This window comes from Allolucifera butyrica (genome assembly GCF_900476375.1).
Taxonomy (GTDB): Bacteria; Bacillota; Negativicutes; order Sporomusales; family UPPP01; genus Lucifera; species Lucifera butyrica.
Genome location: NZ_UPPP01000061.1, coordinates 113,463 through 138,700, shown reverse-complemented (window position 1 = coordinate 138,700; position 25,238 = coordinate 113,463). Strand labels below are relative to the sequence as shown.

The 25,238-nt window shown below is 46.9% G+C and carries 23 protein-coding genes; 22 read left to right on the top strand and 1 reads right to left on the bottom strand.

The window, feature by feature from the left end; genetic code table 11:
- The first annotated feature begins 1 nt into the window (after position 1).
- Positions 2-2,365, top strand: coding sequence for a DNA internalization-related competence protein ComEC/Rec2 (locus LUCIF_RS06510; RefSeq protein ID WP_122627066.1), 2,364 nt, complete (start codon positions 2-4; stop codon positions 2,363-2,365).
- Positions 2,366-2,376: 11 nt separating this feature from the next.
- Positions 2,377-3,423, top strand: coding sequence for a DNA polymerase III subunit delta (holA, locus tag LUCIF_RS06505; protein ID WP_122627065.1), 1,047 nt, complete (start codon positions 2,377-2,379; stop codon positions 3,421-3,423).
- 35 nt (positions 3,424-3,458) lie between these two features.
- Here holA and rpsT read toward each other — a convergent pair whose 3' ends face one another.
- Positions 3,459-3,725 carry a 30S ribosomal protein S20 gene (gene rpsT / locus LUCIF_RS06500; protein ID WP_122627064.1) on the bottom strand — a complete coding sequence of 89 codons (267 nt, stop codon included), beginning with the start codon at positions 3,723-3,725 and terminating at the stop codon, positions 3,459-3,461.
- Between the two features lie 147 nt (positions 3,726-3,872).
- Between rpsT and gpr the strand changes: the two genes are divergently transcribed.
- From gpr to LUCIF_RS06400, 20 genes are all read left to right on the top strand, one after another.
- Complete coding sequence (gene gpr / locus LUCIF_RS06495; RefSeq protein WP_122627063.1) at positions 3,873-4,844, top strand: GPR endopeptidase; 972 nt, start codon at positions 3,873-3,875, stop codon at positions 4,842-4,844.
- A gap of 67 nt (positions 4,845-4,911) precedes the next feature.
- Positions 4,912-5,973: a stage II sporulation protein P gene (spoIIP, locus tag LUCIF_RS06490; protein ID WP_207857102.1), complete on the top strand. Its 1,062-nt coding sequence runs from the start codon at positions 4,912-4,914 to the stop codon at positions 5,971-5,973.
- Positions 5,974-6,072: 99 nt separating this feature from the next.
- Positions 6,073-6,540: a hypothetical protein gene (locus tag LUCIF_RS06485; RefSeq protein WP_122627062.1), complete on the top strand. Its 468-nt coding sequence runs from the start codon at positions 6,073-6,075 to the stop codon at positions 6,538-6,540.
- A 108-nt stretch (positions 6,541-6,648) separates the two neighbouring features.
- Positions 6,649-8,445 (top strand): translation elongation factor 4, encoded by a 1,797-nt coding sequence (gene lepA / locus LUCIF_RS06480; protein ID WP_122627061.1) that lies wholly within the window; start codon positions 6,649-6,651, stop codon positions 8,443-8,445.
- Between the two features lie 10 nt (positions 8,446-8,455).
- On the top strand, positions 8,456-9,589 hold the full coding sequence (gene hemW, locus LUCIF_RS06475; RefSeq protein WP_122627060.1) for a radical SAM family heme chaperone HemW: 1,134 nt from the start codon (positions 8,456-8,458) through the stop codon (positions 9,587-9,589).
- A gap of 143 nt (positions 9,590-9,732) precedes the next feature.
- Complete coding sequence (gene hrcA, locus LUCIF_RS06470) at positions 9,733-10,758, top strand: heat-inducible transcriptional repressor HrcA (protein ID WP_122627059.1); 1,026 nt, start codon at positions 9,733-9,735, stop codon at positions 10,756-10,758.
- Positions 10,759-10,811: 53 nt separating this feature from the next.
- Positions 10,812-12,398, top strand: a complete 1,587-nt coding sequence (locus tag LUCIF_RS06465; protein WP_122627058.1) for a TCP-1/cpn60 chaperonin family protein — start codon at positions 10,812-10,814, stop codon at positions 12,396-12,398.
- A 30-nt stretch (positions 12,399-12,428) separates the two neighbouring features.
- A complete protein-coding gene (gene grpE, locus LUCIF_RS06460) occupies positions 12,429-12,989 on the top strand; it encodes a nucleotide exchange factor GrpE (RefSeq protein WP_122627188.1) in 561 nt (186 codons plus the stop codon).
- Positions 12,990-13,025: 36 nt separating this feature from the next.
- Positions 13,026-14,873, top strand: coding sequence for a molecular chaperone DnaK (gene dnaK / locus LUCIF_RS06455; protein WP_122627057.1), 1,848 nt, complete (start codon positions 13,026-13,028; stop codon positions 14,871-14,873).
- Positions 14,874-14,908: 35 nt separating this feature from the next.
- Entirely contained in the window at positions 14,909-16,057 is a 1,149-nt protein-coding gene (gene dnaJ / locus LUCIF_RS06450; protein WP_122627056.1) for a molecular chaperone DnaJ, read from the top strand.
- A 49-nt stretch (positions 16,058-16,106) separates the two neighbouring features.
- Complete coding sequence (prmA, locus tag LUCIF_RS06445) at positions 16,107-17,045, top strand: 50S ribosomal protein L11 methyltransferase (RefSeq protein WP_122627055.1); 939 nt, start codon at positions 16,107-16,109, stop codon at positions 17,043-17,045.
- A gap of 1 nt (position 17,046) precedes the next feature.
- The gene (locus tag LUCIF_RS06440) at positions 17,047-17,781 is read left to right on the top strand and encodes a 16S rRNA (uracil(1498)-N(3))-methyltransferase (protein WP_122627054.1); all 735 of its coding nucleotides are present in this window, start codon (positions 17,047-17,049) and stop codon (positions 17,779-17,781) included.
- A gap of 2 nt (positions 17,782-17,783) precedes the next feature.
- A complete protein-coding gene (gene mtaB, locus LUCIF_RS06435; protein WP_122627053.1) occupies positions 17,784-19,082 on the top strand; it encodes a tRNA (N(6)-L-threonylcarbamoyladenosine(37)-C(2))-methylthiotransferase MtaB in 1,299 nt (432 codons plus the stop codon).
- 92 nt (positions 19,083-19,174) lie between these two features.
- Complete coding sequence (locus tag LUCIF_RS06430; RefSeq protein WP_122627052.1) at positions 19,175-19,522, top strand: histidine triad nucleotide-binding protein; 348 nt, start codon at positions 19,175-19,177, stop codon at positions 19,520-19,522.
- Between the two features lie 91 nt (positions 19,523-19,613).
- Entirely contained in the window at positions 19,614-19,790 is a 177-nt protein-coding gene (gene rpsU, locus LUCIF_RS06425; RefSeq protein ID WP_122627051.1) for a 30S ribosomal protein S21, read from the top strand.
- 18 nt (positions 19,791-19,808) lie between these two features.
- On the top strand, positions 19,809-20,261 hold the full coding sequence (locus LUCIF_RS06420; RefSeq protein WP_122627050.1) for a GatB/YqeY domain-containing protein: 453 nt from the start codon (positions 19,809-19,811) through the stop codon (positions 20,259-20,261).
- Positions 20,262-20,747: 486 nt separating this feature from the next.
- The gene (locus LUCIF_RS06415; protein ID WP_122627187.1) at positions 20,748-22,049 is read left to right on the top strand and encodes an NfeD family protein; all 1,302 of its coding nucleotides are present in this window, start codon (positions 20,748-20,750) and stop codon (positions 22,047-22,049) included.
- An 11-nt stretch (positions 22,050-22,060) separates the two neighbouring features.
- Positions 22,061-23,065 carry a flotillin-like protein FloA gene (gene floA / locus LUCIF_RS06410; protein ID WP_122627049.1) on the top strand — a complete coding sequence of 335 codons (1,005 nt, stop codon included), beginning with the start codon at positions 22,061-22,063 and terminating at the stop codon, positions 23,063-23,065.
- Positions 23,066-23,071: 6 nt separating this feature from the next.
- Positions 23,072-23,437 carry a hypothetical protein gene (locus LUCIF_RS06405; RefSeq protein ID WP_122627048.1) on the top strand — a complete coding sequence of 122 codons (366 nt, stop codon included), beginning with the start codon at positions 23,072-23,074 and terminating at the stop codon, positions 23,435-23,437.
- Positions 23,438-23,566: 129 nt separating this feature from the next.
- Positions 23,567-25,153, top strand: coding sequence for an ATP-binding protein (locus LUCIF_RS06400; RefSeq protein ID WP_122627047.1), 1,587 nt, complete (start codon positions 23,567-23,569; stop codon positions 25,151-25,153).
- The last annotated feature ends 85 nt before the right edge of the window (positions 25,154-25,238 follow it).

Below are 25,238 nucleotides of genomic sequence, written 5' to 3'. Positions count from 1 at the left end.
TATGTCGAATCCTTTGCTTGTTGTAACGGCCGCTTTTATTGCCGGTGCCGGGCTGGGACATTTTTATTATGGTCCGCTTTCTGTTATATATATGATTGACGGATTGTATCTTGTTTTTGGCATAGCATATTTTTTCCGCTGTCCGTGGCACCGGGTCCTTTACTTGTTGGCTGTTTTATTTTTTTTGGCCGGTATGACTCGTTATTTGACCGCCGGCATCATACCGGAATCCGACATTAGCCATTTCGCGGGGCAGGGGGTCACAATTGCCGGCACCGTAGCCGATGTGCCCCAAATTACGAATTTGCCTGACGGGACCCGGAGGCTGAAGTTTAAATTAACAGCGGAAACAGTCGGTAGTTACCATGGTAATCCCATGGTAAGCGGCGGAATTTTAGTGTATGTAGCACAAAAAAATAACGATTCTATGGTCGCCTACGGTCAAAAAGTCCTTGTAACCGGAATGGTGGTTCTGCCGCACGGCTATAATAATCCCGGCATGATTGATATGGTAAAATTATATCAGCGGCAGGGAATTACGGCCAGGATGGCGACATCGGCAAAACTGGTTAAAATAATTACTGTAACCGGACAATCGTCATGGCGCGACCATCTTGCAGTCTGGCATGAAAGAATAAAAAAAGAAATGCTGCAGGCAATGCCGCCGAAGGATGCCGCAATGCTTAACGGGATTCTCTTTGGAGGATACGAAGGGATTGACCGTCAGGTAGTGCGGGATTTTGCGACTACCGGCATTATTCACATTTTATCGGTTTCCGGTTCACACATTGCATTAGTTGCCGGGTTTATATACGGTCTGGGAAAACGATTTAAATGGCATAACCGCCTGATAGCTGCAGTTGCTTCCGCAGCGATCCTGTTTTATGCCATTTTTTCCGGTATGACACCGCCGGTAGTGCGGTCGGCTTTTATGGGGCTGGTATTATTGCTGGCAACGGTGCTGGGACGGGAAAAAGATGCGGCAACCGCCTTGGCTTTCAGTGCATTGGCTATGGTTGCCCGGCAACCGGGACTTATTGATGATATTAGTTTTCAGCTGTCATTTGGCTCAACAGCCGGTTTGATTTTTTTATATCCTCCAATAGCTGGGAAATTACCTAAACTGCCTGGCGGCATAACGGACATCTTGTCAGCTACCTTAGCGGCGCAGGCGGCGGTACTGCCTTTTCTGGCCTGGTATTTTAACAGCTTTTCTCTCAGTTCCTTTATTGCCAATATCCTTGTTGTACCACCGATTGAATTAATGGTATTATTAGGATTGCTGGGTATTCTGGCAGGTCTTTTGTTCAGTATGGCCGGCCATCTGGCCTTGATATGCTGCAGTTTGTTGATTGGTCTGGTTGTTCAAATCAATTCCTTCCTGGCAATGCTGCCGGCAAGCAAGATCTATATTCCGGCGCCCGGCATCCTGGCTGTCCTCGTCTACTATTTTCTTCTGGCCTGGTTATTTGGCTATCTGCCAAAGTATTTTCTGTCGCCGGCCCGGGTTTGGACGCGCTGGCCGGCGCGGGTTAGCGGTGTGGTACTTTTTTTGGCCATATCTTTTCTTTTTTACAGTTTTTATCCCCAGCCGGTGGTGGTGCACTTTATTGACGTAGGACAAGGCGACGCCACCTTGATTACAACGCCTCACGGCAGGGCGGTGCTGGTAGATACCGGCGGCAGTGCAGGCTCAGACAATGATTTTGATGTTGGCGAAAGAGTGACCCTGCCCTATCTTAAACACTATGGTATAAACTCACTCGATTATCTGGTGTTGACGCACGGACATCAGGATCATGCCGGGGGAGCCGCGTTTATTGTTAAATCGCTGCCGGTAAAAAATATTGTTTTGGCACGGGAGGACTATTCTCCCGCCGTGCAGGCAATAATGCGGCTGAAGGGCAGTAGTGCCGTAATTCCTGCTTACCGGGGCGAGCGAATTCTTCTCGACGGCGTACTGATTCAAGTTTTACATGCGGCAAGCAGTACCGGCCAGGTCCAGAGAAATGAGGTATCCAGTGTAGTACGGGTGAGTTATGGCAAGTACAGTTTTTTGCTGACCGGTGACCTGGAGAAGCAGGGAGAAGCAGCCATGCTTACAAACGGGGTCCCGCCAACAACGGTGTTGAAAGTCGGGCATCACGGTGCGAAAACGTCTACTTCCGAGGAATTTTTGCAGGCTCTCAAGCCTCAGTATGCCGTCATATCAGTGGGTTATAACAATCACTTTGGCCATCCCCACGCCGAGACGATACAAAAGCTGTTAAAGCATACTATTAAAATTTACCGTACCGACAGACAGGGAGCCGTTGTATTTTCCACCGACGGCGAAACGCTGGCGGTGAAAACTTTTACAAATTAAATGGAGGGTCCATGAACGTTACGGAAGCTTTGCTGGAAATAAAAAAAGGAAATATACAGCCGGTTTATTTTATTCACGGGGAAGAAGCCTATCTTATCCGGCAGTTGGAGCAAACGATCATCGAAACGCTTCTTTTACCGGATGAACGGGAATTAAATTTAACTGTTTTTGACCGGGACCCTTCTTCGCAGGAACTGATTGCATTAATTGAAACAGTGCCATTTTGGGGGGAGAAAAGGGTTATTGTCGTGCGTAACACGGCATTATTGAAAGCATCCAGTAAGACAATGCCGGAGGAAGAGGAAGAAAACAAACGAAACCACGAGTCTGGCGGCGATTTAATGGAAATTTTGCCGCGAATTCCGGCTTATAGTTATCTTGTATTTTCCACTTCCTCTAAAATCGACAAGCGGCGTAAACTTTATAAAGTAGTCAATCAACATGGGGCGGTTGTTAGCGCCGACCCGCTTAAAATTAAAGACGCCAGAATTTGGATCGGCCAAAAACTGCAGGAATTACAAAAAAAGATGACGCCCGAGGCAATGGAATACTTTTTGGAAATTATAAGTGTTATGCCGCAAATCTCTCTTGGTTTTTTAGAGCAGGAAATCATTAAACTGGATTTATTTACGGGAGAACGGCGGCTGATTAACCGGAGTGATTTGACAAGAGTGCTTTCGGCGATTCCCGAGGTTTCTATTTTTGCTTTAATTGAAACAATCAGCTCTAAACAAGTCGCCAAGGCAATTGAGTTATTGGCCGGACAAATCCGGATGGGTGAGCATCCGTTAAGAATAATCGCCCTGTTTTCACGCCAGATTCGGCTATTATGGCAGGCCAAACAATTAAAAGCGGCTGGATACTCTCCGGCTCAAATTGCGGAGCATTTGGCCGTACCGCCTTTTGTTGGTGAAAAGCTGGTCAGGCAAGGGAATGGATTTCAGGAGAAAAATCTTAAACAAGCCTTATGCCGTCTGGCAGCCGCGGACTGGGATATAAAGGCAGGAAAGGCCAATCCGGTCATGCTGGAAAAGATCGTGTTTGATTTATGCAATTAAAAAAAAAACCTGTCCACAAACGGGACAGGTTTTTTTTATTTTGCTAAACTGTTAATTTTGCGGGCCAGACGGGATTTTTTACGAGCCGCGGCATTTTTATGAATAACGCCCTTAGCGACGGCTTTGTCAATAACGCTGATAGTTTTGGTCAGAAGGTTTTTGGCTTCATCTGCATTTCCAGTTTCAACGGACTCAACAACTTTCCGCGTAGCGGTTTTGATTGCCGATCTAACGGGAAAATTGCGCGCACGCCGCTCAGCATCAGTTTTTACACTGCGCACTGAAGATTTAATATTTGGCAAGTGATTCACCTCCTTTGACCATATTACCTAAAATATTCTAGCATGTAAGCAGGGAAAAAGCAAGCAGCAAATATGTTACCGTATATTGCTTTTCCCCTACGGGCAAAATATAGCAAAGATAGTCAACAAATTTGAGGAGTGAAATCAATGGAGCAGTTTACCGGCAATCTTCGTACCGACCTGGCTGTTGAAGCAAAAGAAATGCTGACGCGACATGTGCGCGAGGATATTCCCGGCGTAATTATGGAAACAGCGGAAGATGAGGATATTGTCATTAACCGCGTTGATGTTACTACCCCGGAAGCAGAAAAGATGCTGGGAAAAGTTCAGGGGAAATATATCACAATTGAAGCACAGGGTTTGCGCTATAAAAATACGCCCTTGCAAAAAAAAGTTATGAACCATGTGGCGCAGGAACTTTCTTCGATGGTGCAAATTGCCCCGAATGCCACTATTTTAGTTGTTGGCTTGGGAAATTGGAATGTAACACCCGATGCATTAGGTCCGAGAACAGTCGATAAAATTGTCGTAACCCGCCATCTGCAAGAAATGCTTTCGCCGGAACTAAAAGGCGGTGTGCGTTCTGTATGTGCCATTGCACCGGGGGTATTGGGAATTACCGGTATGGAGACAGCGGAAATCATCCATGGTATTGTCGGGGTAATAAAACCTACCGTCGTAATTGCGATTGATGCCCTGGCGGCGGCATCCAGTCACCGTGTAATTACCACAGTGCAATTAGCCAATACGGGAATTCATCCGGGTTCCGGCGTGGGAAACAAACGGTTTGGATTAACGCGGGAATCATTAGGCGTTCCGGTTATTGCCATTGGAGTTCCCACGGTAGTCCATGCATCGACCATTGCTATGGATACACTTACCATATTACAGGAACGGGCTGCCTTTGCCCGCTATCTCAAGAGCATGGAAAATTTATCGGATGAGGAAAAAGGCACCATTGTCCGCCAGGTCTTGCCGGAAGCACTGGGAGACTTAATGGTAACGCCGAAAGAAGTTGACCGTTTAATCGAAGATATTGCCGGAGTGGTAGCGGGAGGAATTAATCAAGCTTTACATCCTCACATTGATTATATGAATATTCATCAATACCTGCACTAGACATAGTCATATCACTTTGTTGCCAAGCATATACATCGTATGTAAACAGAACGCGGGAGGCAGCAACGTGAGAAGAAAAAGACGATCTTATTATGCTAGACGAAAAACATCGATGCTGGTTTTTTCCCTGGTTTGTGTATTATTGATTATGATAGGGGCTCATGTTCAGCGGTCGGTATATGCAGTCACATTTGAGAAAACAAACCAAGAAGCGCCGGGAGCGTATTGGAGCCAACTGTGGCCGCACTGGCGGGATATATTGTTTTACGGGATACCGGGTTTAACGGCAGTTAAAGAAAAGGAAACATCCGTCAAAGTGTCCGGCACTAGTACCACTCAGTATTTATTGCGGGGAGCGGTACTTTTTTTTACCGGGATCGACATCCAGGACATTCATTCGTTTTTATATAGTGAATTACCACTGACTGCTGCCTTTAAATCCGGCAAGCCCACGGTAAATGTGAATAACATTCCTAATTTTCCTCAATTCGAACCGCAAACCCAAAAGTTTCTTGCTGACGGAAAACCGTTAGTGGGAATCTATCATACCCATACTTCCGAGTCGTATATTCCCAGTTCCGGTGTGGATCATGCGCCGGGTGGACAACGGGGCGACATTGTGAATGTAGGAGCGGAACTGGTTAAAGCACTGGAAGAAAACGGCATAAAGGCAGTGCAAAGCACTGCCATAAACGATTATCCCAGTTTTATGAAAGCGTATGATAAATCGGAAATTACGGCTAAAAAAATGCTGGCGGACTATCCGTCGCTGCAGATGATTTTTGATATTCACCGCGATGCGGACCAACGAAAAAATGTAATTGCCGTTGTCAACGGAATAACCGTTGCCCGGATTACAATCGTCGTTGCGACGGGTCATCAGGAACTGGTCCAGCCGCATTGGAAACAAAACTATGCTTTTGCTAAATTGATTGATGCAAAACTGAATGAAAAATTCCCCGGTTTATCACGGGGAATTCAAATGGTGGATTGGCGCTATAATCAGCATCTGCATCCACGGGCCCTGTTACTGGAAGTGGGCAGCCAGGAGACGTCTACGGAAGAAGCTTGTCAAAGCATGAAAATGCTGGCAGTGGTATTAAAAGAGATTATTACTGAAAATAAGTGAATCCGGGAAAGAGGCTTGTCTCGTAAGGTCTCTTTTCTTTTTATAATTAACGCGTTGGTGAACCATTTTTTATTCAAAGTATATAAGAGGAGCGGTTCTATGTTTCTTCACTCGGATTATTCAGAGAGTCAATTTATTTGGCGGGGAGTTATCGTCTTAATCACCATTATCTTATTGGGCGTAGTTGTTGCGGAAAAACAATTGAACGGCTTAACGCAAAGAGAGCAGGTAGTACAGTCTTTTAATCTAGCGCGGAATGAGCAAGGAACCTATACGGTTTATTTTCTTGGTTTTCATAAGAAATTAAGAGCTCTCTATGGATTTGGCAGGATAACCGGCAGCCGTCAGGCCATGTGTCTGGAAGCCGGGAATGATAAAATAACCATCCCCCTTGTGCTATATTTTGATTTAAAATTTATAACGGCGGCAGGTAACGTATGGTTTCAGCAGTTCGAGACGGAAGCCCTTAAGACGGGCAAATATTTTATGGCCTGTTTCCAGTCGCTCTACACTACGGGTATATTGTTTTATCATATGCTGGTCCATTTGGTTATCACCCCGTCATAACCGGAGTAAGCCGCGAAACACGCAGATTCCTTAATGCTTGCGGTGACGGGGCGGCAAATGATATAATTGGTAATATGATTTAGACTGATTTTCAGAGGGGAGCCCGTTATGAATATATCCCAGATTCGCAACTTTTCGATCATTGCGCACATCGACCATGGTAAATCAACGCTTGCCGACCGATTACTCGAATATACCGGTGCCCTCTCTGCCCGTGAGATGGAAGAGCAAGTCCTGGATCAAATGGACCTGGAACGGGAACGGGGAATTACTATCAAGGCTCAGGCCGTGCGCCTCGAATATAAGGCAAAAGACGGCAATACCTATATGCTCAATTTAATTGACACTCCCGGGCACGTTGATTTCACCTATGAAGTTTCCCGCAGTCTTGCGGCTTGTGAAGGAGCCCTGCTGGTTGTTGATGCAGCCCAGGGGATTGAGGCGCAAACGCTGGCCAATGTCTATCTGGCCTTGGAACATAATCTGGAAATTGTGCCGATTATTAATAAGATTGATTTGCCAAGTGCCGATCCGGAAAAGGTAAAACAAGAGATTGAAGAAGTAATCGGACTGGATGCCGCCGATGCCATTTTGGTGAGTGCCAAGACCGGCTTTGGTATTGAAGACGTCCTGGAAGCCATTGTTAGCAAAATACCGCCACCGTCCTCCGATGCGGCAAAACCGTTGCGGGCTTTGATTTTTGATTCTCATTTTGATCCCTATAAGGGAGTCATTGCCTACGTCAGAGTAATGGACGGAAAAATCACACCCGGGATGAGCATCAAAATGATGGCTACGGATAAGAATTTTGAGGTAACAGAGGTGGGTGTTTTCCGGCCTTATCTGGCAAATGTGAAGGAACTGGAACCCGGTCAGGTGGGTTTTGTTGCGGCGAGCATAAAAAATGTTAAGGATACCCGGGTGGGGGATACCATTACCGAAGCGGACCGGCCCGCCACAGAACCGTTGCCCGGTTACCGCAAGATTACCTCCATGGTGTATTGTGGTCTGTATCCCGTTGACAGTGCCGATTATGATGCCTTGCGGGATGCGCTGGATAAGCTGCAGTTAAATGATGCGTCGCTGACTTATGAACCGGAGACATCTATTGCCTTAGGATTTGGCTTCCGCTGCGGATTTTTGGGCCTTTTACACATGGATGTAATCCAGGAACGGTTGGAACGGGAATATAATCTTACCTTAATTACAACAGCACCCAATGTAATTTATAAAGTCTTCAAAACAGACAGTGAAGTTTTGTCCATTGATAATCCGTCCAAATTGCCGGCATCGCAGGAAATTGACCATATTGAAGAGCCTTACGTCAAGGCGACTGTTATTGTGCCCAATGATTATGTAGGTGCCGTTATGGAACTGTCCCAGGAAAAGCGGGGTGAGTTTAAAGATATGAAGTATCTTGACGTCACCCGGGTCATGATGACTTATCACTTGCCGCTAAGTGAAATTATTTATGATTATTTTGACCGGTTAAAATCATCTACCCGGGGATATGCGTCCCTGGATTATGCATTAATCGGTTATCAGGCGTCCGAACTGGTAAAACTGGATATTCTGTTAAACGGCGATCCGGTGGATGCGCTGTCGGTTATCGTTCATAGAGAGAAAGCATCCTACCGCGGCCGGCTCTTGGCGGAAAAACTGAAAGAAATTATACCACGGCAAATGTTTGAAATACCCATTCAGGCGGCTATCGGCAATAAGGTAATCGCCCGGGAGACCGTACGGGCAATGCGCAAGGACGTACTGGCTAAATGTTATGGCGGCGACATCACGCGCAAGCGTAAATTGCTGGAGAAACAGAAGGAAGGCAAACGCCGCATGAAACAGGTAGGCAGTGTGGAAGTTCCGCAGGAAGCGTTCATGGCTATTTTAAAAATGGATTAGGGTTCTGACTATGAAAATCGGACTCTATATCCATATTCCTTTTTGTGCGCAAAAATGCCTGTATTGTGATTTTACATCCTACGTATGTGACGAATCCGTATATGCCGATTATGTAGCCGCCTTGTGCCGGGAATGCGCTATGCAAGGCGGTCCTTTGGCAAATGCGGCGGTGGATTCTTTATACATTGGCGGCGGGACGCCGACGATTCTTCCCGGCCGGTTACTGGAGCAAACCGTAGCTTGTGTGAGAAAGAATTTTCGGCTGGATGAAGCGGCTGAGATCAGTATCGAAGCCAATCCCGGAACGGTTAATAAAGAAAAGCTGGCCCTGCTTCGCCGGCTTGGCATTAACCGCATCAGTTTCGGCGTGCAAACGTTTAATGACCGGTTGTTACAATTAGTCGGACGGATTCATTCCGCCCGGGAAGGTGAGCAGGCTGTTCTTGAAGCCCGTAAAGCCGGTTTTACTAATATCAGTATTGATTTAATGTATGGTCTGCCGGAGCAAACCGTTGCCGACCTGGAAAGCAGTATGCGGCGGGCAGCCAATATGGGCGTTCCCCATGTTTCAGTCTACGGACTGAAAGTGGAAGAGAAAACGGCAATGTCTGACGCGCTTCAGGCCGGCCGTCTGACATTGCCCGACGAAGATACGGATGACGCCATGTATGAAAAAGTTACGGGCCTTTTGCCGCAGTTAGGGTATGACTGGTATGAAATTTCCAATTTTGCGCTGCCTGGTTATGAATGCCGCCATAACTTGAAATATTGGCAATACAAACCGTATTTAGGGCTGGGGGTAGCGGCGCATTCCTTTCTTAAGGGGGTTAGAAGCGCGAATGTTGCCGGACTTGATGTCTATATGCGCCAACTAGCCCGCAACCAATTGCCGGTTCTGTTTGCCGAAACGGCAATTGAGAAAACAGCGTGGGCGGAATTTTCCTTTTTGGCGCTACGCACGCAAAGAGGACTTTATTTTGATGAATTTGCTGCTCAATTTCACATTGCGTTTATAGATTGCTTCGGTCCTGTGGTAGAGGATTTATCGCGTAAGGGGCTGATTGCGGTTACAAGCGCCGGAATCCGGCTAACTTTACTGGGACGAAAATATGGCAACGCCGTATTCCGTTCTTTTTTGCCATAGCGCAGCTACGTTAATGTGGCTGCGTAGTCTCCTAAAGCGGGGAAATGTCGTTCATCTCTTGACAGGCAAGTAAATGAGTGGTATTTTTTTATTAGATGTTAGCACTCTATCAAATAGAGTGCTAACAATGGGAGGTGGCAGAATTGGATGAGAGGAAAAAGAGAATTCTTCAGGCTATCATTGATGATTATATTTCCACCGCCGAGCCCGTTGGTTCCAGAACAATTGCCCGTAAATATGATTTAGGGGTAGGGGCCGCCACGATCCGCAATGAAATGGCAGACCTGGAACTATTGGGATATCTCGAACAGCCTCATACGTCTGCCGGTAGAATCCCTTCAGCCAGAGGGTATCGTTTTTACGTGGATGCCTTGATGGCGCCCTATCAAATCTCCGATAACGATATGACGCTGATAAAGAACTGGTATCAGTCCAAGGTGCGTAATATTGAGGAAGTGTTTCAGGAGACGGCCAAAATGTTATCCCGCATGACGCGCAATATTTCCCTGGTGCTGGCGCCTCAGGTTTCACAATGTACTACTTTCAAATATATGCAATTCTTACCTCTTGATGAAACACGCGCTATTATCGTGGTTGTGACGGACACAGGATTTGTTGAAAACAAGATCATTAACATTCCCGCAGGAACTTCCCTGAAAGATCTGCAAAAGATTGCCAATGGGATTAACAATCATTTGTCCGGTTTAACCTTCGACAGAATAAAATCCTCCGTTTTCCGGGAAATTCGCCGCGATATTATTCCGGACCGGATGATGTTTGATGCAACAATGGAAATACTAAAACAAACACTGGGCGAAAAAAATGAAAAACTTTACATGGGCGGTACGAGCCAGCTTCTAAGTCAGCCGGAATTTCAGGATGTGGATAAGATTAAAGAAATTTTAACCGTACTGGAAGAAGAACGTTTAATGTGTGACATCCTCCACATGCAGGATTCCGAAGGTGTGGTCGTAACAATCGGTCAGGAAAATAAGTACAGTGGAATTCGGGAATGCAGCGTGGTTCAGGCTATGTACCGGGTTGACGGAAAAATTGTCGGCAAGGTTGCCATTTTGGGACCGACGCGGATGGAATATGGAAAAATTATGGCGGTATTGGAATTTATGCACAGTCAGTTAGAAGAAATTTTGCAAAAATTCAAGCTGTGAATTTTGCAGACGGTTTTTGCCGTCTGCTACATATCGATACAGGAGGGCCAAATATGAATTTAAAACAAGCCGGCAGCGGCGCCGAGGTAGATGAGCGTCTGGCGGCGCTTTTGACGAATGCCAATGCCGTGCGCGCTATTACGGCCGCAGTCGAGGGAACGATCGGTCCCAAAGGCTTGGATACGATGCTGGTTGACCGTTTTGGGGAAGTAATTATTACGAATGATGGCGTCACGATATTAGATAAAATGGATGTGAATCATCCCGCCGCCAAAATGCTCATTAATATTGCGAAAGCTCAGCAGGCGGAAGTAGGTGACGGAACAACGACGGCAACGATTATGGCGGGCAGTCTGGTGGCCGAGGGAGTAAATCAAGTTTTGCGCGGCGTACCGGTAGCGCGGGTAATTGAAGGGGTCCGTTTCGGAATTGCCCGGGCTGTGGCGGCGGTTCGCGCCAGAAGCCGTAATGTGACCGATTTAGATGATTCTATTCTACGCAATGTGGCGATGATTGCCGGCCGTGAATATGAAGATATTGCGGAATTGGTGATTGCGGCAGCCCGTTTAATTGGGCTGGAGAAGTTAAATGAAAATAATTTTAAATTGTCGGAAACGGTTACTGCCGAAGAAGGCGCCGAAAACGAAGTTTTTTTGGGTGTCATCGTTGATAAGGAACGAATGAACAAAGAAATGCCGGAAACCGTTTCCCAAGCCAAAATACTGCTGATTGACGATGCGTTGGAGCCGGAGGAAATGGAAGATGAGGCATTAAGCACGGAAGCCGGTTTCAAAAAATATATTGAATTGCAGGATGAATTCAAAGAAAATGTCAATAAAATTGTTGCTATGGGCGTAAAGGTTGTGTTAGTTGACCGGGGAGTCCATGATACGGCGGAGGAAATTCTTACCGATGCCGGCGTATTCGTGGTACAACGGGTTGCGTCGAAGGAGCTGCGCCGGGTAGCCGAACATACCGGAGCCCGCATGATCAAGCGTACGGGTTTGAAAAAAAATATTGCCGACATTGAACGGTATCTTGGCTCAGCCGAAAAAGTATATGAAGACGAAAAGCTGGAACAGGTAAGAATACTCGGCGGCAAAGGAAAGCCCATGGCAACGATTCTCGTCGGGGCGGCAACGGCCGAAGTAGTCGGTGAACGGGAACGGATCGCGAAAGATGCGGCATCCAGCGTTCAGGCCGCCATCAAGGGGGGATATGTACCCGGCGGTGGTACCATTGAGATTGCTATCGCCCGTGAGGTTGCCAATGCGAGGGAAGAAATCAAGGGAATGGCGGCATACGGCGTGGACTGCGTTGCCAATGCATTAAAACAGCCCTTGTCGCAGATTGTGGAGAATGCCGGCTATAATCCGCTGGAGAAAGTGGAGGAAGTTCTCACGCTGCAGACAACCCAGGGAAGTGATTCGCTGGGAATCGATTGTGACTCCGGTGAGGTTACGGATATGCTGAGCCGGGGTGTGGTGGATCCGGCCCTGGTAAAACTTCATGCTATTAAGGCTGCCGGCGAGGTGGCTACGGCTATTCTGCGCATTGATACAATTATTAAGAAAAAAGAAGAGGGAAGTGCCGCGCCAAAGGAAAATGCCGGTAACGATGCGGGTATGCCCGATTTTTAAATTTAATGAGAGCAAGGGGTGATGAATAAAATGATAGAGAAAACGAAAGAAGCGGTACATAACAGCGCTTGTGAGGCGGAGGACAACAGCTCTGCCCCGAAGAATACGGAAGTTTGTTCCGAAGGGGACTCTGAAAAAATGGCGGCCATGCTGGCGGAAAAAGAGCAGTTGCTGGCGCAGTGTAATGAGCGGGTCCTGCGGCTGCAAGCCGATTTCGACAATTTCCGGCGTCGAACCAGGATGGAGAAAGAAGAATTGTCAGGAATTATAGCGCAGGGAGTAATTTGCGAATTGCTGCCGGTTTTGGACAATTTTGAGCGGGCCCTGGGCAGTGAAAATCAGGAAACAAGTACCCTGCGGACCGGTGTGGAAATGATTTATCGACAACTGATTGCCGCGCTGGAAAAAATGGACGTCAAAACCATTCAGGCCACGGGAGAACAATTTAACCCGCAAATGCATGAGGCGGTTATGCGCGTAGAAAATGCTGCGCAGCCTGACGGTTTGATTGTGGAAGAATTGCAAAAAGGGTATTGTTTTAAAGGAAAAGTTATAAGGGCCAGCATGGTGAAAGTGGTCTGCAACAGTTAATAATAGCTCATAAATATTCAAGGAGGAATGAGATCGATGGCAAAAGTAATTGGTATAGATCTTGGTACTACGAATTCAGTCGTAGCGGTAATGGAAGGGGGCGAACCGGTTGTTATCGCCAATGCGGAGGGCAGCCGTTTAACTCCTTCGGTAGTCGGTTTCTCAAAGACGGGTGAGCGTCTGGTCGGGCAGTTAGCCAAGCGTCAGGCTGTTTCCAATCCGGACCGGACGATTAGCTCGATCAAAAGACATATGGGTTCCGATTATAAAGTGCGTATTGATGATAAACAATATTCACCCCAGGAAATATCGGCGATGATCCTGCAAAAGCTGAAACAGGATGCAGAAAGTTATTTGGGAACGAAAGTTACCCAGGCAGTCATTACCGTGCCGGCCTATTTTACGGACAGCCAGCGTCAGGCAACAAAAGACGCCGGGACGATCGCCGGTCTGGAGGTTCTCCGGATTATTAACGAGCCTACGGCGGCTTCTTTAGCGTATGGTCTGGATAAGGGAGAAGACCATACGATCCTTGTATTTGACCTGGGTGGCGGTACGTTTGACGTTTCCATTCTGGAACTGGGTGACGGCGTTTTTGAAGTAAAAGCGACAAACGGTAATAACCGTTTAGGCGGCGATGATTTTGACGAGCGGGTTGCCCAATGGTTAATCAATGAGTTTAAACGGGAAAGCGGCATTGATTTGTCGGCCGACCGTATGGCAATGCAGCGCCTGAAAGAAGCGGCGGAAAAAGCAAAAATCGAACTGTCCGGGGTACTTACTACCAATATTAACTTGCCGTTTATTACCGCTGATGCCAGTGGTCCGAAGCATTTGGATTTGAATCTGTCACGGGCAAAATTCGAGGAATTGACGGCCGACCTTGTGGAAGCGACCATGGGACCGGCCCGCCAGGCCTTGTCTGATGCCGGATTAAGCCCCAATGATATCCATAAAGTCATTCTGGTCGGCGGTTCTACCCGCATTCCGGCCGTACAAGAGGCCATTAAGAAATTTTTGGGTAAAGAACCGTTTAAAGGCGTCAATCCGGATGAATGTGTGGCTGTAGGGGCGGCCATTCAAGCCGGTGTATTAGTTGGCGAAGTAAAAGATGTTCTGTTGTTGGATGTAACACCGTTATCCTTAGGCATTGAAACGCTGGGCGGCGTATTTACCAAAATTATCGAGCGCAATACGACCATCCCGACTGCCAAAAGTCAGGTTTTCTCTACTGCCGCCGACAATCAGCCTTCGGTGGATATTCATGTACTTCAGGGTGAACGGGAAATGGCCACTTACAACAAAACACTGGGCCGGTTTGAATTATCAGGTATTCCGCCGGCTCCCCGCGGTGTCCCCAGAATCGAGGTAACCTTTGATATTGATGCCAACGGAATTGTACATGTCTCGGCCAAGGATCTTGGTACGGGTAAAGAGCAAAAAATTACTATTACCTCTTCCGGTGGCATGAACAAAGATGATATTGACCGTCTGGTTAAAGAAGCGGAAGCCCATGCAACAGAAGACAAAAAGCGCAAAGAAGAGGTAGAAGTCAGAAATAATGCCGATTCTCTTGTCTATAATGCGGAAAAGACCCTTAAGGAGATGGGGGAAAAAGCGGATAAAGCCCTGACAGAGAAGGTGCAGCAAGGGATTGACAAGTTGAAAGAGGCTCTGAAGGGAACGGATACCGAAAAAATAAAAGCGGCTACGGAAGAATTAACCAAGCCATTGTATGAATTAACGGCGGCGGTATACAATCAAGCCGGCGGGCAGGATGCCGCCGGGGCCGGCTTTAATCCCGGCGAAGCGCAACAGCAGGCGCCGCAAGACGAAAAAGTAGTGGATGCGGAGTATAAGGTAGTGGACGATGACAAAAAATAAATAATTTGTAAAATATTGGTTTAGGATGGTGTGAAGTGAGTAAACAAGACTATTATGAAGTTCTGGGCGTACCGAAAACGGCTTCTGACGACGAACTAAAGAAGGCGTATCGCAAATTAGCCCGCAAGTACCATCCTGACGTCAACCGTGAGAATCCCAAAGAGGCAGAGGAAAAATTCAAGGAAATTAACGAAGCCTACGAAGTATTATCCAATTCTGAGCGCCGGACGCAGTATGATCAATTTGGTCATGCTGCGTTTGAAGGCGGTCAGGGAGGAAGCGCGGGAGGCTTCGGCGGTTTTAGCGGTTTCGGTGGCGGCGGCGGATTTTCTGATATTTTCGATATGTTTTTCGGCGGTCAAACCGGATTTGGCCGGCGAAATTCCGGTCCGGAAAAGGGCGCCGATTTGCGCTACGATATGGAGATAGCGTTTGAGCAGGCGGCTTTTGGCGTGGAAACGGAAATTCAAATACCACGGACCGAAGAGTGTGGTCATTGTCACGGGGCAGGGGCGGCGCCGGGAACGCATCCGGAAACCTGTCCCAAATGCCACGGCAGCGGACAAATACAGGTTACCCAAAATACTCCTTTTGGCCGGATGGTCAATGTAACAACTTGTGACCGCTGCAATGGTGAAGGCAAAATTATTCATACACCCTGTAAAGAATGTAACGGACGTGGTAAAATCAGGGTAAAACGTACAATCAAAGTTAAAATTCCCGCCGGTGTCGATAATGGTTCCCGTCTGCGGGTTGCTCACGAGGGAGAAGCAGGGTTGCGGGGCGGTCCGCCGGGTGACTTATATGTTTATATCTTTATAAAAGCCCATAAACTGTTTACACGGGAAGGCAATGACGTTATTTGCGAAGTTCCCATTAGTTTTGTTCAAGCCGCTCTGGGCGATGAAATTGAGGTGCCTACTCTGGATGGCAAAGTCAAATTCCGGGTGCCTGAGGGAACTCAGTCGGGTTCCGTTTTTCGCTTAAAAGAGAAGGGAATTCCTTTTCTGCGGAGTTCCGGGCGACGCGGCGACCAGCATGTTAAGGTCAAAGTTGTCACGCCGCAAAAATTAAATCAGCGACAAAGAGAACTTCTGGCGGAATTTGCTCAGTCGGGCGGTGAAAACATTAATCCGGAACAAAAAAATTTCTTTAAAAAAGTGAAGGATGTATTTGGAGTTTAGAATGGAAAATTCCGATCTCCGCAGATAAAAATGAAGGAGCGATTTGGGCGTGAAGTGGGCTGAAATTACTATTCAAACAAGCCATGAGGCCACCGAAGCGGTGGCCAATATTTTTCATGATTTAGGCGCAAGCGGGGTAGTGATTGAAGACCCTGAACTAATAAACTCTTATAAGCGGTCGGGCACCTGGGAATATTGTGATTTGCCGGATGAGTCGGATACGGACGTTGTTACAGTCAAGGCCTATTTACCGGTTGACGATTTACTGGATGACAAACTAAAGCGGTTTGAACAGAGGGTAGATGAATTGGCCAGTCATAACCTGGACAAGGGCCGCGGCGATATTAACTGGCGTGAAGTCAAGGAAGAGGATTGGGCTACAGCGTGGAAAGATTATTTTCATCCTGCCCTGGTGGGAGACCGGATCGTAATCAAGCCATCCTGGGAAGACTATCAACCGGGAGAGAAAGAAATTGTAATTGAGTTAGACCCGGGAATGGCATTTGGCACAGGAACACATCATACTACCCAATTGTGTATTCGTTCTTTGGAAGAATATGTCAAGCCGGGTGATGTTGTTTTTGATGTAGGGACCGGCTCGGGGATATTAGCGATTGCGGCAGCCAAACTGGGAGCAAACGAAGTATATGCTGTCGATTTCGATGCACTGGCTGTAACCGTGGCTAATGAAAACATACTGAAGAATGCGGCGCAAGACGTAGTTACGGTAGCGCAAGGCGACTTATTGAGCAAAGTTGACGGTAAGGCGGATCTAATTGTTGCCAATATTATTGCGGATATCATTATAAAAATGCTCAACGAGGTTCCGCTGCGTTTAAAACCCGGCGGCATTTTCATAGCCAGCGGCATTATTGCCGAGCGGGTAAGTGATGTAACAGCAGCTATGCTTACGCTTCACTTGGATATTGAAAAAGTAATGGAACAAGGTGGCTGGGCGGCGATTGTGGCACGACAGGGAGGCGTCTGATTTGCGCCGTTTTTTTCTTAAGCAGCCGTTAAAAAGTGAAATGGTTTTACAAGATGAAAACGTGCATTATATCAGTAATGTTCTGCGCATGCGCCAAGGGGATCCGATTCTGGTAGTCGGGATTGACGGCCAAACGGGACAGGCCGTTATCAGCCGTATTGACCGCGATTCCATCGTTCTTTCATTACGCAATATTGTAGCGGAAATGCAGGAGCCGCCGCTACAGGTCGTGTTAGCGCAAGGCCTTACTAAACATGATAAAATGGAGTACATTATTCAAAAGGCAGTGGAACTTGGCGTTCATGCCGTAATTCCCATGCTGACGGAACATTGCGTAGTCCGGTATGATGAAAAAAAAATGGCGGACCGTTGCTGCCGCTGGCAGAAAATTGCAACCGAGGCCGCCCAGCAGAGCCGTCGTTCCGGCGTTCCGGCGATTGGGCCAATCCGGTCTATGAGTGCTGTTCTAACCGAGTTTGAACGGAAAACGGAAATTTATATGCTGTATGAGGGGCGGACGCCGCAAGGAATTAAATCGGCATTACAGACCGCCGGAACCCGTTCCTTCCTTTTACTGGTTGGCCCGGAAGGCGGCTTTAGCTCCCGTGAAGTGTCCGATGCTGCTAACGCCGGTGCCCGGATCGTAACAATGGGACCGCGTATTTTACGCACGGAAACGGCGTCTTTGGCTGCTTTATCCGTTATTATGTATGAGTATGGAGATTTGGGAGGCTAAGAATGCCGAAAGTCGCGTTTTTGACATTAGGTTGTAAAGTAAATCAATATGAAACGGAAATTATGGAAGGGTTATTTAAACAGTACGGCTATCAGACGGCAGACTTTACTGAGTGCGCCGATGTATATGTAATCAACACCTGTTCCGTAACTCATTTGGGTGAACGAAAGTCCCGCCAGGCTATACGCCGGGCCGTACGCAGCAATCCGGCCGCCGTAATCGCCGTTACCGGCTGTTACGCTCAAATCTCTGCCGAACAAATTGCGGCAATTCCCGATGTAGACGTTATTATCGGTACCCGGGAACGTCAAAAGATCGTTCAGCTGGTCGAAGAGGCCCGCCGTTCCAGTCATCGCATTAATGCGGTACAAGACATTATGCAGGCCGATACATTCGAGGACATTCCCCTGTTCGACACTCCGGGAAAGACAAGAGCGTTTCTAAAAATCCAAGATGGCTGCACCAATTTCTGTACCTATTGTATTATTCCTTACGCCCGTGGACCGCTTAGGTCCCGGCCCTTGGCAAGTATTATCCGGGAAGCGGAAAAGTTGGCGGAAGCCGGTTTTCAGGAGATTGTTTTGACCGGCATTCATCTAGGTGCCTATGGACGGGATCTTGACGGCCAACTTACTTTGGCGGAAGCGGTCAAGGCGGTTTTGCGTGTTGACGGTTTGGCCAGACTGCGTCTCGGCTCGCTTGAATCGGTGGAAGTTCCTGCTGAAATTATCGATATTATGCAGCAGGATCCTCGTCTGTGTCCGCATTTACATTTACCGTTGCAAGCGGGAGACAATCGGATTTTGAAAGCGATGAACCGGCATTACTCTACCGAAGAGTACCGCCGGCTGGTCGCGGGACTACAAGAGCGGGTGCCGGATCTGGCTGTTTCCACCGATATTATTGTGGGCTTCCCCGGTGAAACGGACGAAATGTTTAACAACGCCCTGGCTTTTATTGACAATATGAATTTTTCCCGGATGCATATTTTCCCTTATTCACGGCGGACCGGCACGCCGGCAGCTGAATATCCCCTGCAAGTGCCGGAAGAAGTAAAAAAGAAGCGGGGCCGGCAAATGCAGGATTTAGCCCGGAAAAAAAAGGCTGAGTTTACCCAGCCTTTTATCGGCCGTACTATGGAAGTTTTATTTGAAACCCAGGTCAATGGGGTGATTGACGGTTTAACCCGTAATTATTTGCGGGTTTATGCAGCCAATCACAATACGGTTCAGCCAGGAATGATCCGAAATGTTCAATTGGAGAAACCATACCAGGATGGATTATGGGGAAATATTTCTTAGAAGAACAAGTGTTAGCTGCAGGATATTCCAAGAAAAAACAGAATAGTTTTCTTGGAGAGTGTACATTACTACCTCATGAGAGGAGGTGTTTTATGCCTGCCGATTGTATTTTTTGTAAAATTGCCGCGGGAGAAATCCCGGCAGAGGTGATATATCAAGACGACTATATAATGGCATTTCCCGACATTAGTCCCGTTGCCCCGGTACATATTCTCGTAATAACAAAAAAGCATATTGCCAACCTTCTGGAAACAACAGCGGCTGATCATACACTCCTTGGTCATGTCATGGCTACTCTCCCACGGATTGTTTCGTTAATGGGATTGGAAAAAGACGGATTCCGGGTCGTAGTGAACACGAAAGAACATGGAGGACAAACTGTTCCGCATCTTCATTGGCATATATTAGGCGGTCGGCCTATGAACTGGCCACCCGGCTAATATTGACAATATTTACTTTTCTCGTGTATAATAGATAGGTGTATATTAATACACTTCCCCGTAACGGTCCAAGTGGAGGGAGGGAGATCAGGTGGCAGAAATCAAAGTTGGTAAAAATGAAACATTGGATAGTGCGCTTCGCAGGTTCAAACGTTCTTGCCAAAAGGCCGGCGTCCTTTCCGAAGTCAGAAAACGTGAACATTATGATAAACCAAGTGTAAGACGTAAGAAAAAATCCGAAGCAGCCCGTAAACGGAAGTTCAATTAGTTTCGGAGGTATTCATACATGTCGCTGAAAGACAAATTGACTGAGGATATGAAACAGGCTATGAGGGACAAAGAGGCGGGCAAGTTTCGTCTTTCTGTCATCCGCATGGTTCGGGCCAGTATTAAAAATCTGGAAATTGACCGGAAAAGAGATTTAACGGAAGAGGAAGTAGTAGAAGTTTTAGCCAAAGAAGTTAAAATGCGCCGGGATGCAATGGAAGAGTTCAAAAAAGGAAATCGGCCGGACTTGGTTGATAATCTGGAACAGGAAATTGTCATTCTGATGCAATACCTTCCTCAACAAATGGATGAACCGGAGGTTCGCAGTTTAGTGGCGGAAGCAGTCAGTCAGACAAACGCCGCCGGACCAAAGGATATGGGTAAAGTAATGGCTGTATTAATGCCAAAAGTCAGGGGACGCGCCGATGGTAAATTAGTAAATGCTATTGTGCGCGAAATGTTAAATAAATAGAACGACAAAATCCGATACGGTTGTATCGGATTTTACTTTCTCCTGAGAAAGATAAGTTTGGTGAATTGTAAACGAAATATAAAAGCAGGCAGATTCCCTGCCTGCTTTTTTGTATTCTAGGAAAGTAAAAGAAAAGTACTTACTACGTATAAAGATAGAAAGATAAGCAAAAAAAAACAATTGGTTGTGAATAAATTCCGCCTGCTATAATAAAAACTAGAATGATTGCCTCAACTTTGCAGCAAAAGCAGCTTATTGACAATGAGCGAGATAGTAGGTTGATGATTACAAACATAGCTTTCCTAGAACTCTATTCAGACAATAACATACATATATCGACAAGTCAACACACTGGATTTATCCAGGCGCTAACCCGGACTGCAGCGAGAAAAGGAATTCTCCCAATAGAAACAGGAATGGTTATGATTTACAGCGAATAAAGTAATTTATGGTTGAAGATACGGAGGGGGAGGGGGAATGGTGATAATGATTCGAAAAGTAGCTACCCTGTTAGTTACTCTAGTGGTCCTTTCATTAGGACAAATGCCTTTGTCCTATGCGGCGGCCAAGGGACCGGTCATTGTCATTCACATAAACGGTGAAATTGACCAAGGTCAGGTTGCCTTGGTTAACAGGGCTTTAAGCGGGGCTAAAGAAAAAGGTGCCGGCACTGTACTGGTGGAAATTGACACGTTTGGCGGTTTAGTGGATTCTGCCGTTAAAATTCGTGATATGATCAGCGATAGTTCCTTGGATACCATATGCTATATAAAAAACCGGGCCTGGTCGGCCGGCGCCCTCATTGCCTTGGCGCACAAACATATTGCCATAGCTCCCGGCGGCAGTATTGGCGCCGCGGAACCGATCCCGGCAACGGAAAAAACAGTTGCGGCATTAAAAGCAGAATTTGCGGCAACGGCGAACAAAACGGGACGTAATCCCCTGGTAGCCGAGGCAATGGTCGATAAGTCGCTTGGTTTTCCCGGCTATGCCAAGCCGGGAGAAATTCTGGCCTTAACGGATTATCAGGCCGTTCAATTAAGTTACGCTGATCTGGTAGCCAGTGACAGGAATACGGTGCTTTCCCATTATGGATTGGATAAGACGGAACAAGTTGAATACCGGGAAGAGTTGGCCGACAAAATGGCAGGCTGGTTTTCCAATCCGGTTATTAAGACGATTCTTTTAGCGGTTATCTTCTTTACTTTTTTCGCCGAAGTCAAAACGGCAGGCACCGGTGTTGCCGCAATGGCCGGTTTAGTTGCAATGTTGATTCTTTTTGCCAGCCAATGGATGACCGGTGTTGGGGGCTGGCTGGAAATCCTATTATTTTTAGGGGGATTTTTGCTTATTTCAGTCGAACTTTTTGTTCCAGGATTTGGCTTTTTCGGGGTAGCCGGGGCGGGTTGCATACTGGTAAGTATATTTCTTATTCTCGGCGGCAATCAAGCGGCCCTGGCAATTTTGCTTGCCGGTTTTGTAATCGCTCTGATCGCTTTTTTACTTTTGTTAAAAAAACTGCCTTCCAGCCGGTTGTGGAAGAGTCTGGTACTGAAAGATTCGGAAACAACCGGCGCCGGTTTTGTCAGCGGACAAAACTATGAAGCCTATCTCGGAAAAACGGGAGTCGCTGTAACTCTTTTAAGACCGGCCGGAACAGTAGATATTGAAGGATTTTATTTTGATGCCGTATCGGAAGGAAAATATATTGAACCAGGCTCCCGGATAAAGGTGGTGAATGTTACAGGCAATAAAATTGTCGTTCGCTTGGTAGAATCGAATCAATAGGAGGAATGTAGATGACAGCTTTATTCAGTAGTTTATTTTTGTTAATCCTATTCATAGTAGGTCTTAGTATCTTTTTACACTTTGTGCCGCTGGGGCTGTGGATATCGGCCATGGCCGCCGGCGTTCACGTGGGAATTTTTACGCTGGTGGGAATGCGGCTGCGGCGTGTGCCGCCGGCCCAAATTGTTTTACCCCTGATTAAGGCCAACAAGGCGGGGCTGCAAGTCAATGTAAATCAACTGGAAGCCCATTATCTGGCCGGCGGAAACGTTGACAGGGTTGTCGATGCCTTAATTGCGGCGCACAGGGCGCAGATTCCGCTGCCTTTCGAACGTTCCGCCGCAATTGACTTAGCAGGGCGCAATGTCCTGGAAGCGGTACAAATGAGTGTCAATCCGAAAGTGATCGAGACGCCGGTTGTTCAGGCGGTTGCTAAAAACGGTATTGAATTACGGGTAAAGGCACGGGTAACGGTGAGGGCCAACATTGACCGTTTAGTGGGTGGTGCCGGTGAGGCTACGGTAATCGCCCGGGTAGGGGAAGGAATTGTAACTACGGTTGGTTCCTCTTCCGAGCATAAAGATGTTTTAGCCAATCCTGACCATATTTCCCGCACTGTACTGAGCAAAGGCCTTGATGCCGGCACTGCTTTCGAAATTCTTTCGATTGATATTGCTGATGTCGATGTGGGCCGCAATATTGGGGCGGCGCTGCTTACGGACCAGGCGGAAGCAGAAAAGCGGATCGCTCAGGCTAAGGCGGAGGAAAGACGGGCCATGGCCGTTGCCAAGGAACAGGAAATGAAGGCTTATACGCAGGAAATGCAGGCGAAGGTGGTGGAAGCGCAGGCAGAAGTGCCTCATGCCATGGCAGTGGCGCTGCAGGAGGGCCGTATGGGTGTAATGGATTATTATACGATGAATAATATATTGGCGGATACCCAAATGCGGGAAACCATTGCCAAAGTCGGTCCGGGATCCTCCACACCTAAAAATGACGAAATAAAGAATAGGTGATGCCTGATGGATTTAATATTCCTGCTGCTGTTATTGGCTTTTTTCTATTTGATTCCGGAACTGCTGCGGCGGCAAAAAAAGGGAGATTATAAATATCCTGAAATCCCGAAACCCGCTTTACCGGAGGAACCGGAAGAAAAAATAGACTTTGAGTTTCCCTGTGTAATGACTGTGCCGGTGAAAGAGGAAAAAAAGGAAGCTATGCCGCACATGGCGATTCCGGTTGACGGGGCTAGCGGGAATCCCGCGGACCAGCCGTTGCCTTTGGCTATGGACGGTCAGACTATCATGAACGGCATTATTTTCGCCGAAATTCTTCAACAGCCCCGTTCAAAACAGATATTGAAAAGCCGCTTTCCCCGGCGCCGCTAAGAAAATAAATGATTTTTTGCCGCTTGAAGTTGTCAAAAATTTAGCAATTTCAAAGCGGCATTTTTTTTCCGTTTTCGCTAACACTAAAATAACAAATTGAAAATTCGACGAAAAAAGGGGGGCAGACACATGTCACAATATAAAGGCCGGTTAACCTATGCAAAGGGAACGTATGTGGAATTTGTCGTTGCTCCTGCTGAAGATGTTGACTTTGGGGATATTTTGGTTATTGAAGGAAAAAATCAGGACCGATTTTATGTGCGGGCTTATGATTTTAAAGTAAAATCCCGCTGGTCAGGAATAAACGGGGTTGGTTATTTGATGAGCAAACTGGATGAAAATGGCCAGGTAGTCAACCAAGAAGAACTGGACTTTTATTTAGGCGGCAACCATACCGTAAAGATTGCCATGGCTGAACAATTATGCTATGCCGATGCCAGGGGACACCTCTTAAATCCAAAGACTTGCCCGGATTTCTTTTGTGAAGTCCGCGATCTGAGTACGAGTGATACGGCCCTGTTATCGGAAATTAAGGGTGACTTGGAAATTGGTTATTTGAAGAGCGGACGGGGTATTCTCAATCTGCCCGTAGGGCTTTATGGTTCCAAGGCAATTACCGAACATATCGGCATATTTGGTACCACCGGTTCAGGCAAAAGCAATCTTGTAAAGGTACTGGCCGGTTCGGTTCTGGATAATGGAAATTACGGCTTGCTGGTTTTTGATGTTCATAATGAATATTCGCAAGATCTGTCTGGGCATCGCAAGGCCAACGAACGCCTGATTATTTACGATGCGAAGCCGGAAGACGATTCGGTACGCAGACTTGCCTTTAATTATGCCGAAGTCGAACCGGAAGACATTGTTGCCTGTGCCACCTTTACGGAACCCCAACTGGATGCCCTTTACAAGTTGTTTTCTATTTGGCGGGCCAATTGGCTGCAGTATGTTCTTAAATATGACACGGCGGATATTATTGATGAGCTGGCCGGCAGCACCGGACAAAAATTCCAATCCCGTACGATCAGCAAGATTAAAAGCATTTGCTGGAATTTACAGCAGGAATTGAATATCCAGGAACAAGAAGCAGAATCCGTGGTAGGCGATATGTTAAAAGAAATTGAAACCGGAAAAGTTGTTCTGATTGAACTAAAACACATTTCACCGCTTGGCGAACAGGCATTATCCACATTATTGTCCAAAAAATTATTGCAGTACTATGCCGCTAAAACAGAAAAAGAGAGGCAAAAGGTGAAATCTACTTTGATCGTTTTAGAGGAAGCGCACCGTTTTCTGGGCAAAAAGGAACACCCCGGCGGCAGTGCATTTGCCCAATTAGTGAGTGAAGCGCGTAAATTTAATCTGGGACTCTGTGTCGTTGACCAGCAGCCCCGTTTGCTTGCCGACAAAGTTCTGTCCCAATTAAATACACTGTTTATTTTGGGACTGGCCTCCAAAGCAGATCGAAGTAAACTGGAAGCCATGTGCCGCAAAGACATTTTACAGCAGCGCAATGAAATAAAAAACCTGGACTGCGGCGAAATGATCGTCGCTACCAATTATATGCGGTTTGCCGCTCCCGTCAAAGTTCATAAATTTGAAGATTTCCTGGCTCGTATTAATAATGAGTACGAAAGTGCAAAAACCGGTATGCAGACTGAACCTATTTTACCGGTAAGTAATCTGACCATCCCAATGGTTGCAGGCACAGCATAACCATCAAAATCCAATTACCAATTTCCAATTACCAAAAGACCGCTCTAAGCGGTCTTTCTTTGTATTAAAGAAAAATATTAAGCAT

What these genes read in the sequence shown, in the direction of transcription:
- LUCIF_RS06510 (WP_122627066.1), top strand. Translation starts at nt 2, where the DNA reads ATGTCGAATCCTTTGCTTGTTGTAACGGCCGCTTTTATTGCCGGTGCC.
- holA (WP_122627065.1), top strand. Translation starts at nt 2,377, where the DNA reads ATGAACGTTACGGAAGCTTTGCTGGAAATAAAAAAAGGAAATATACAG.
- gpr (WP_122627063.1), top strand. Translation starts at nt 3,873, where the DNA reads ATGGAGCAGTTTACCGGCAATCTTCGTACCGACCTGGCTGTTGAAGCA.
- LUCIF_RS06485 (WP_122627062.1), top strand. Translation starts at nt 6,073, where the DNA reads ATGTTTCTTCACTCGGATTATTCAGAGAGTCAATTTATTTGGCGGGGA.
- lepA (WP_122627061.1), top strand. Translation starts at nt 6,649, where the DNA reads ATGAATATATCCCAGATTCGCAACTTTTCGATCATTGCGCACATCGAC.
- hemW (WP_122627060.1), top strand. Translation starts at nt 8,456, where the DNA reads ATGAAAATCGGACTCTATATCCATATTCCTTTTTGTGCGCAAAAATGC.
- LUCIF_RS06465 (WP_122627058.1), top strand. Translation starts at nt 10,812, where the DNA reads ATGAATTTAAAACAAGCCGGCAGCGGCGCCGAGGTAGATGAGCGTCTG.
- grpE (WP_122627188.1), top strand. Translation starts at nt 12,429, where the DNA reads ATGATAGAGAAAACGAAAGAAGCGGTACATAACAGCGCTTGTGAGGCG.
- dnaK (WP_122627057.1), top strand. Translation starts at nt 13,026, where the DNA reads ATGGCAAAAGTAATTGGTATAGATCTTGGTACTACGAATTCAGTCGTA.
- mtaB (WP_122627053.1), top strand. Translation starts at nt 17,784, where the DNA reads ATGCCGAAAGTCGCGTTTTTGACATTAGGTTGTAAAGTAAATCAATAT.
- LUCIF_RS06430 (WP_122627052.1), top strand. Translation starts at nt 19,175, where the DNA reads ATGCCTGCCGATTGTATTTTTTGTAAAATTGCCGCGGGAGAAATCCCG.
- LUCIF_RS06420 (WP_122627050.1), top strand. Translation starts at nt 19,809, where the DNA reads ATGTCGCTGAAAGACAAATTGACTGAGGATATGAAACAGGCTATGAGG.
- LUCIF_RS06415 (WP_122627187.1), top strand. Translation starts at nt 20,748, where the DNA reads ATGATTCGAAAAGTAGCTACCCTGTTAGTTACTCTAGTGGTCCTTTCA.
- floA (WP_122627049.1), top strand. Translation starts at nt 22,061, where the DNA reads ATGACAGCTTTATTCAGTAGTTTATTTTTGTTAATCCTATTCATAGTA.
- LUCIF_RS06405 (WP_122627048.1), top strand. Translation starts at nt 23,072, where the DNA reads ATGGATTTAATATTCCTGCTGCTGTTATTGGCTTTTTTCTATTTGATT.
- LUCIF_RS06400 (WP_122627047.1), top strand. Translation starts at nt 23,567, where the DNA reads ATGTCACAATATAAAGGCCGGTTAACCTATGCAAAGGGAACGTATGTG.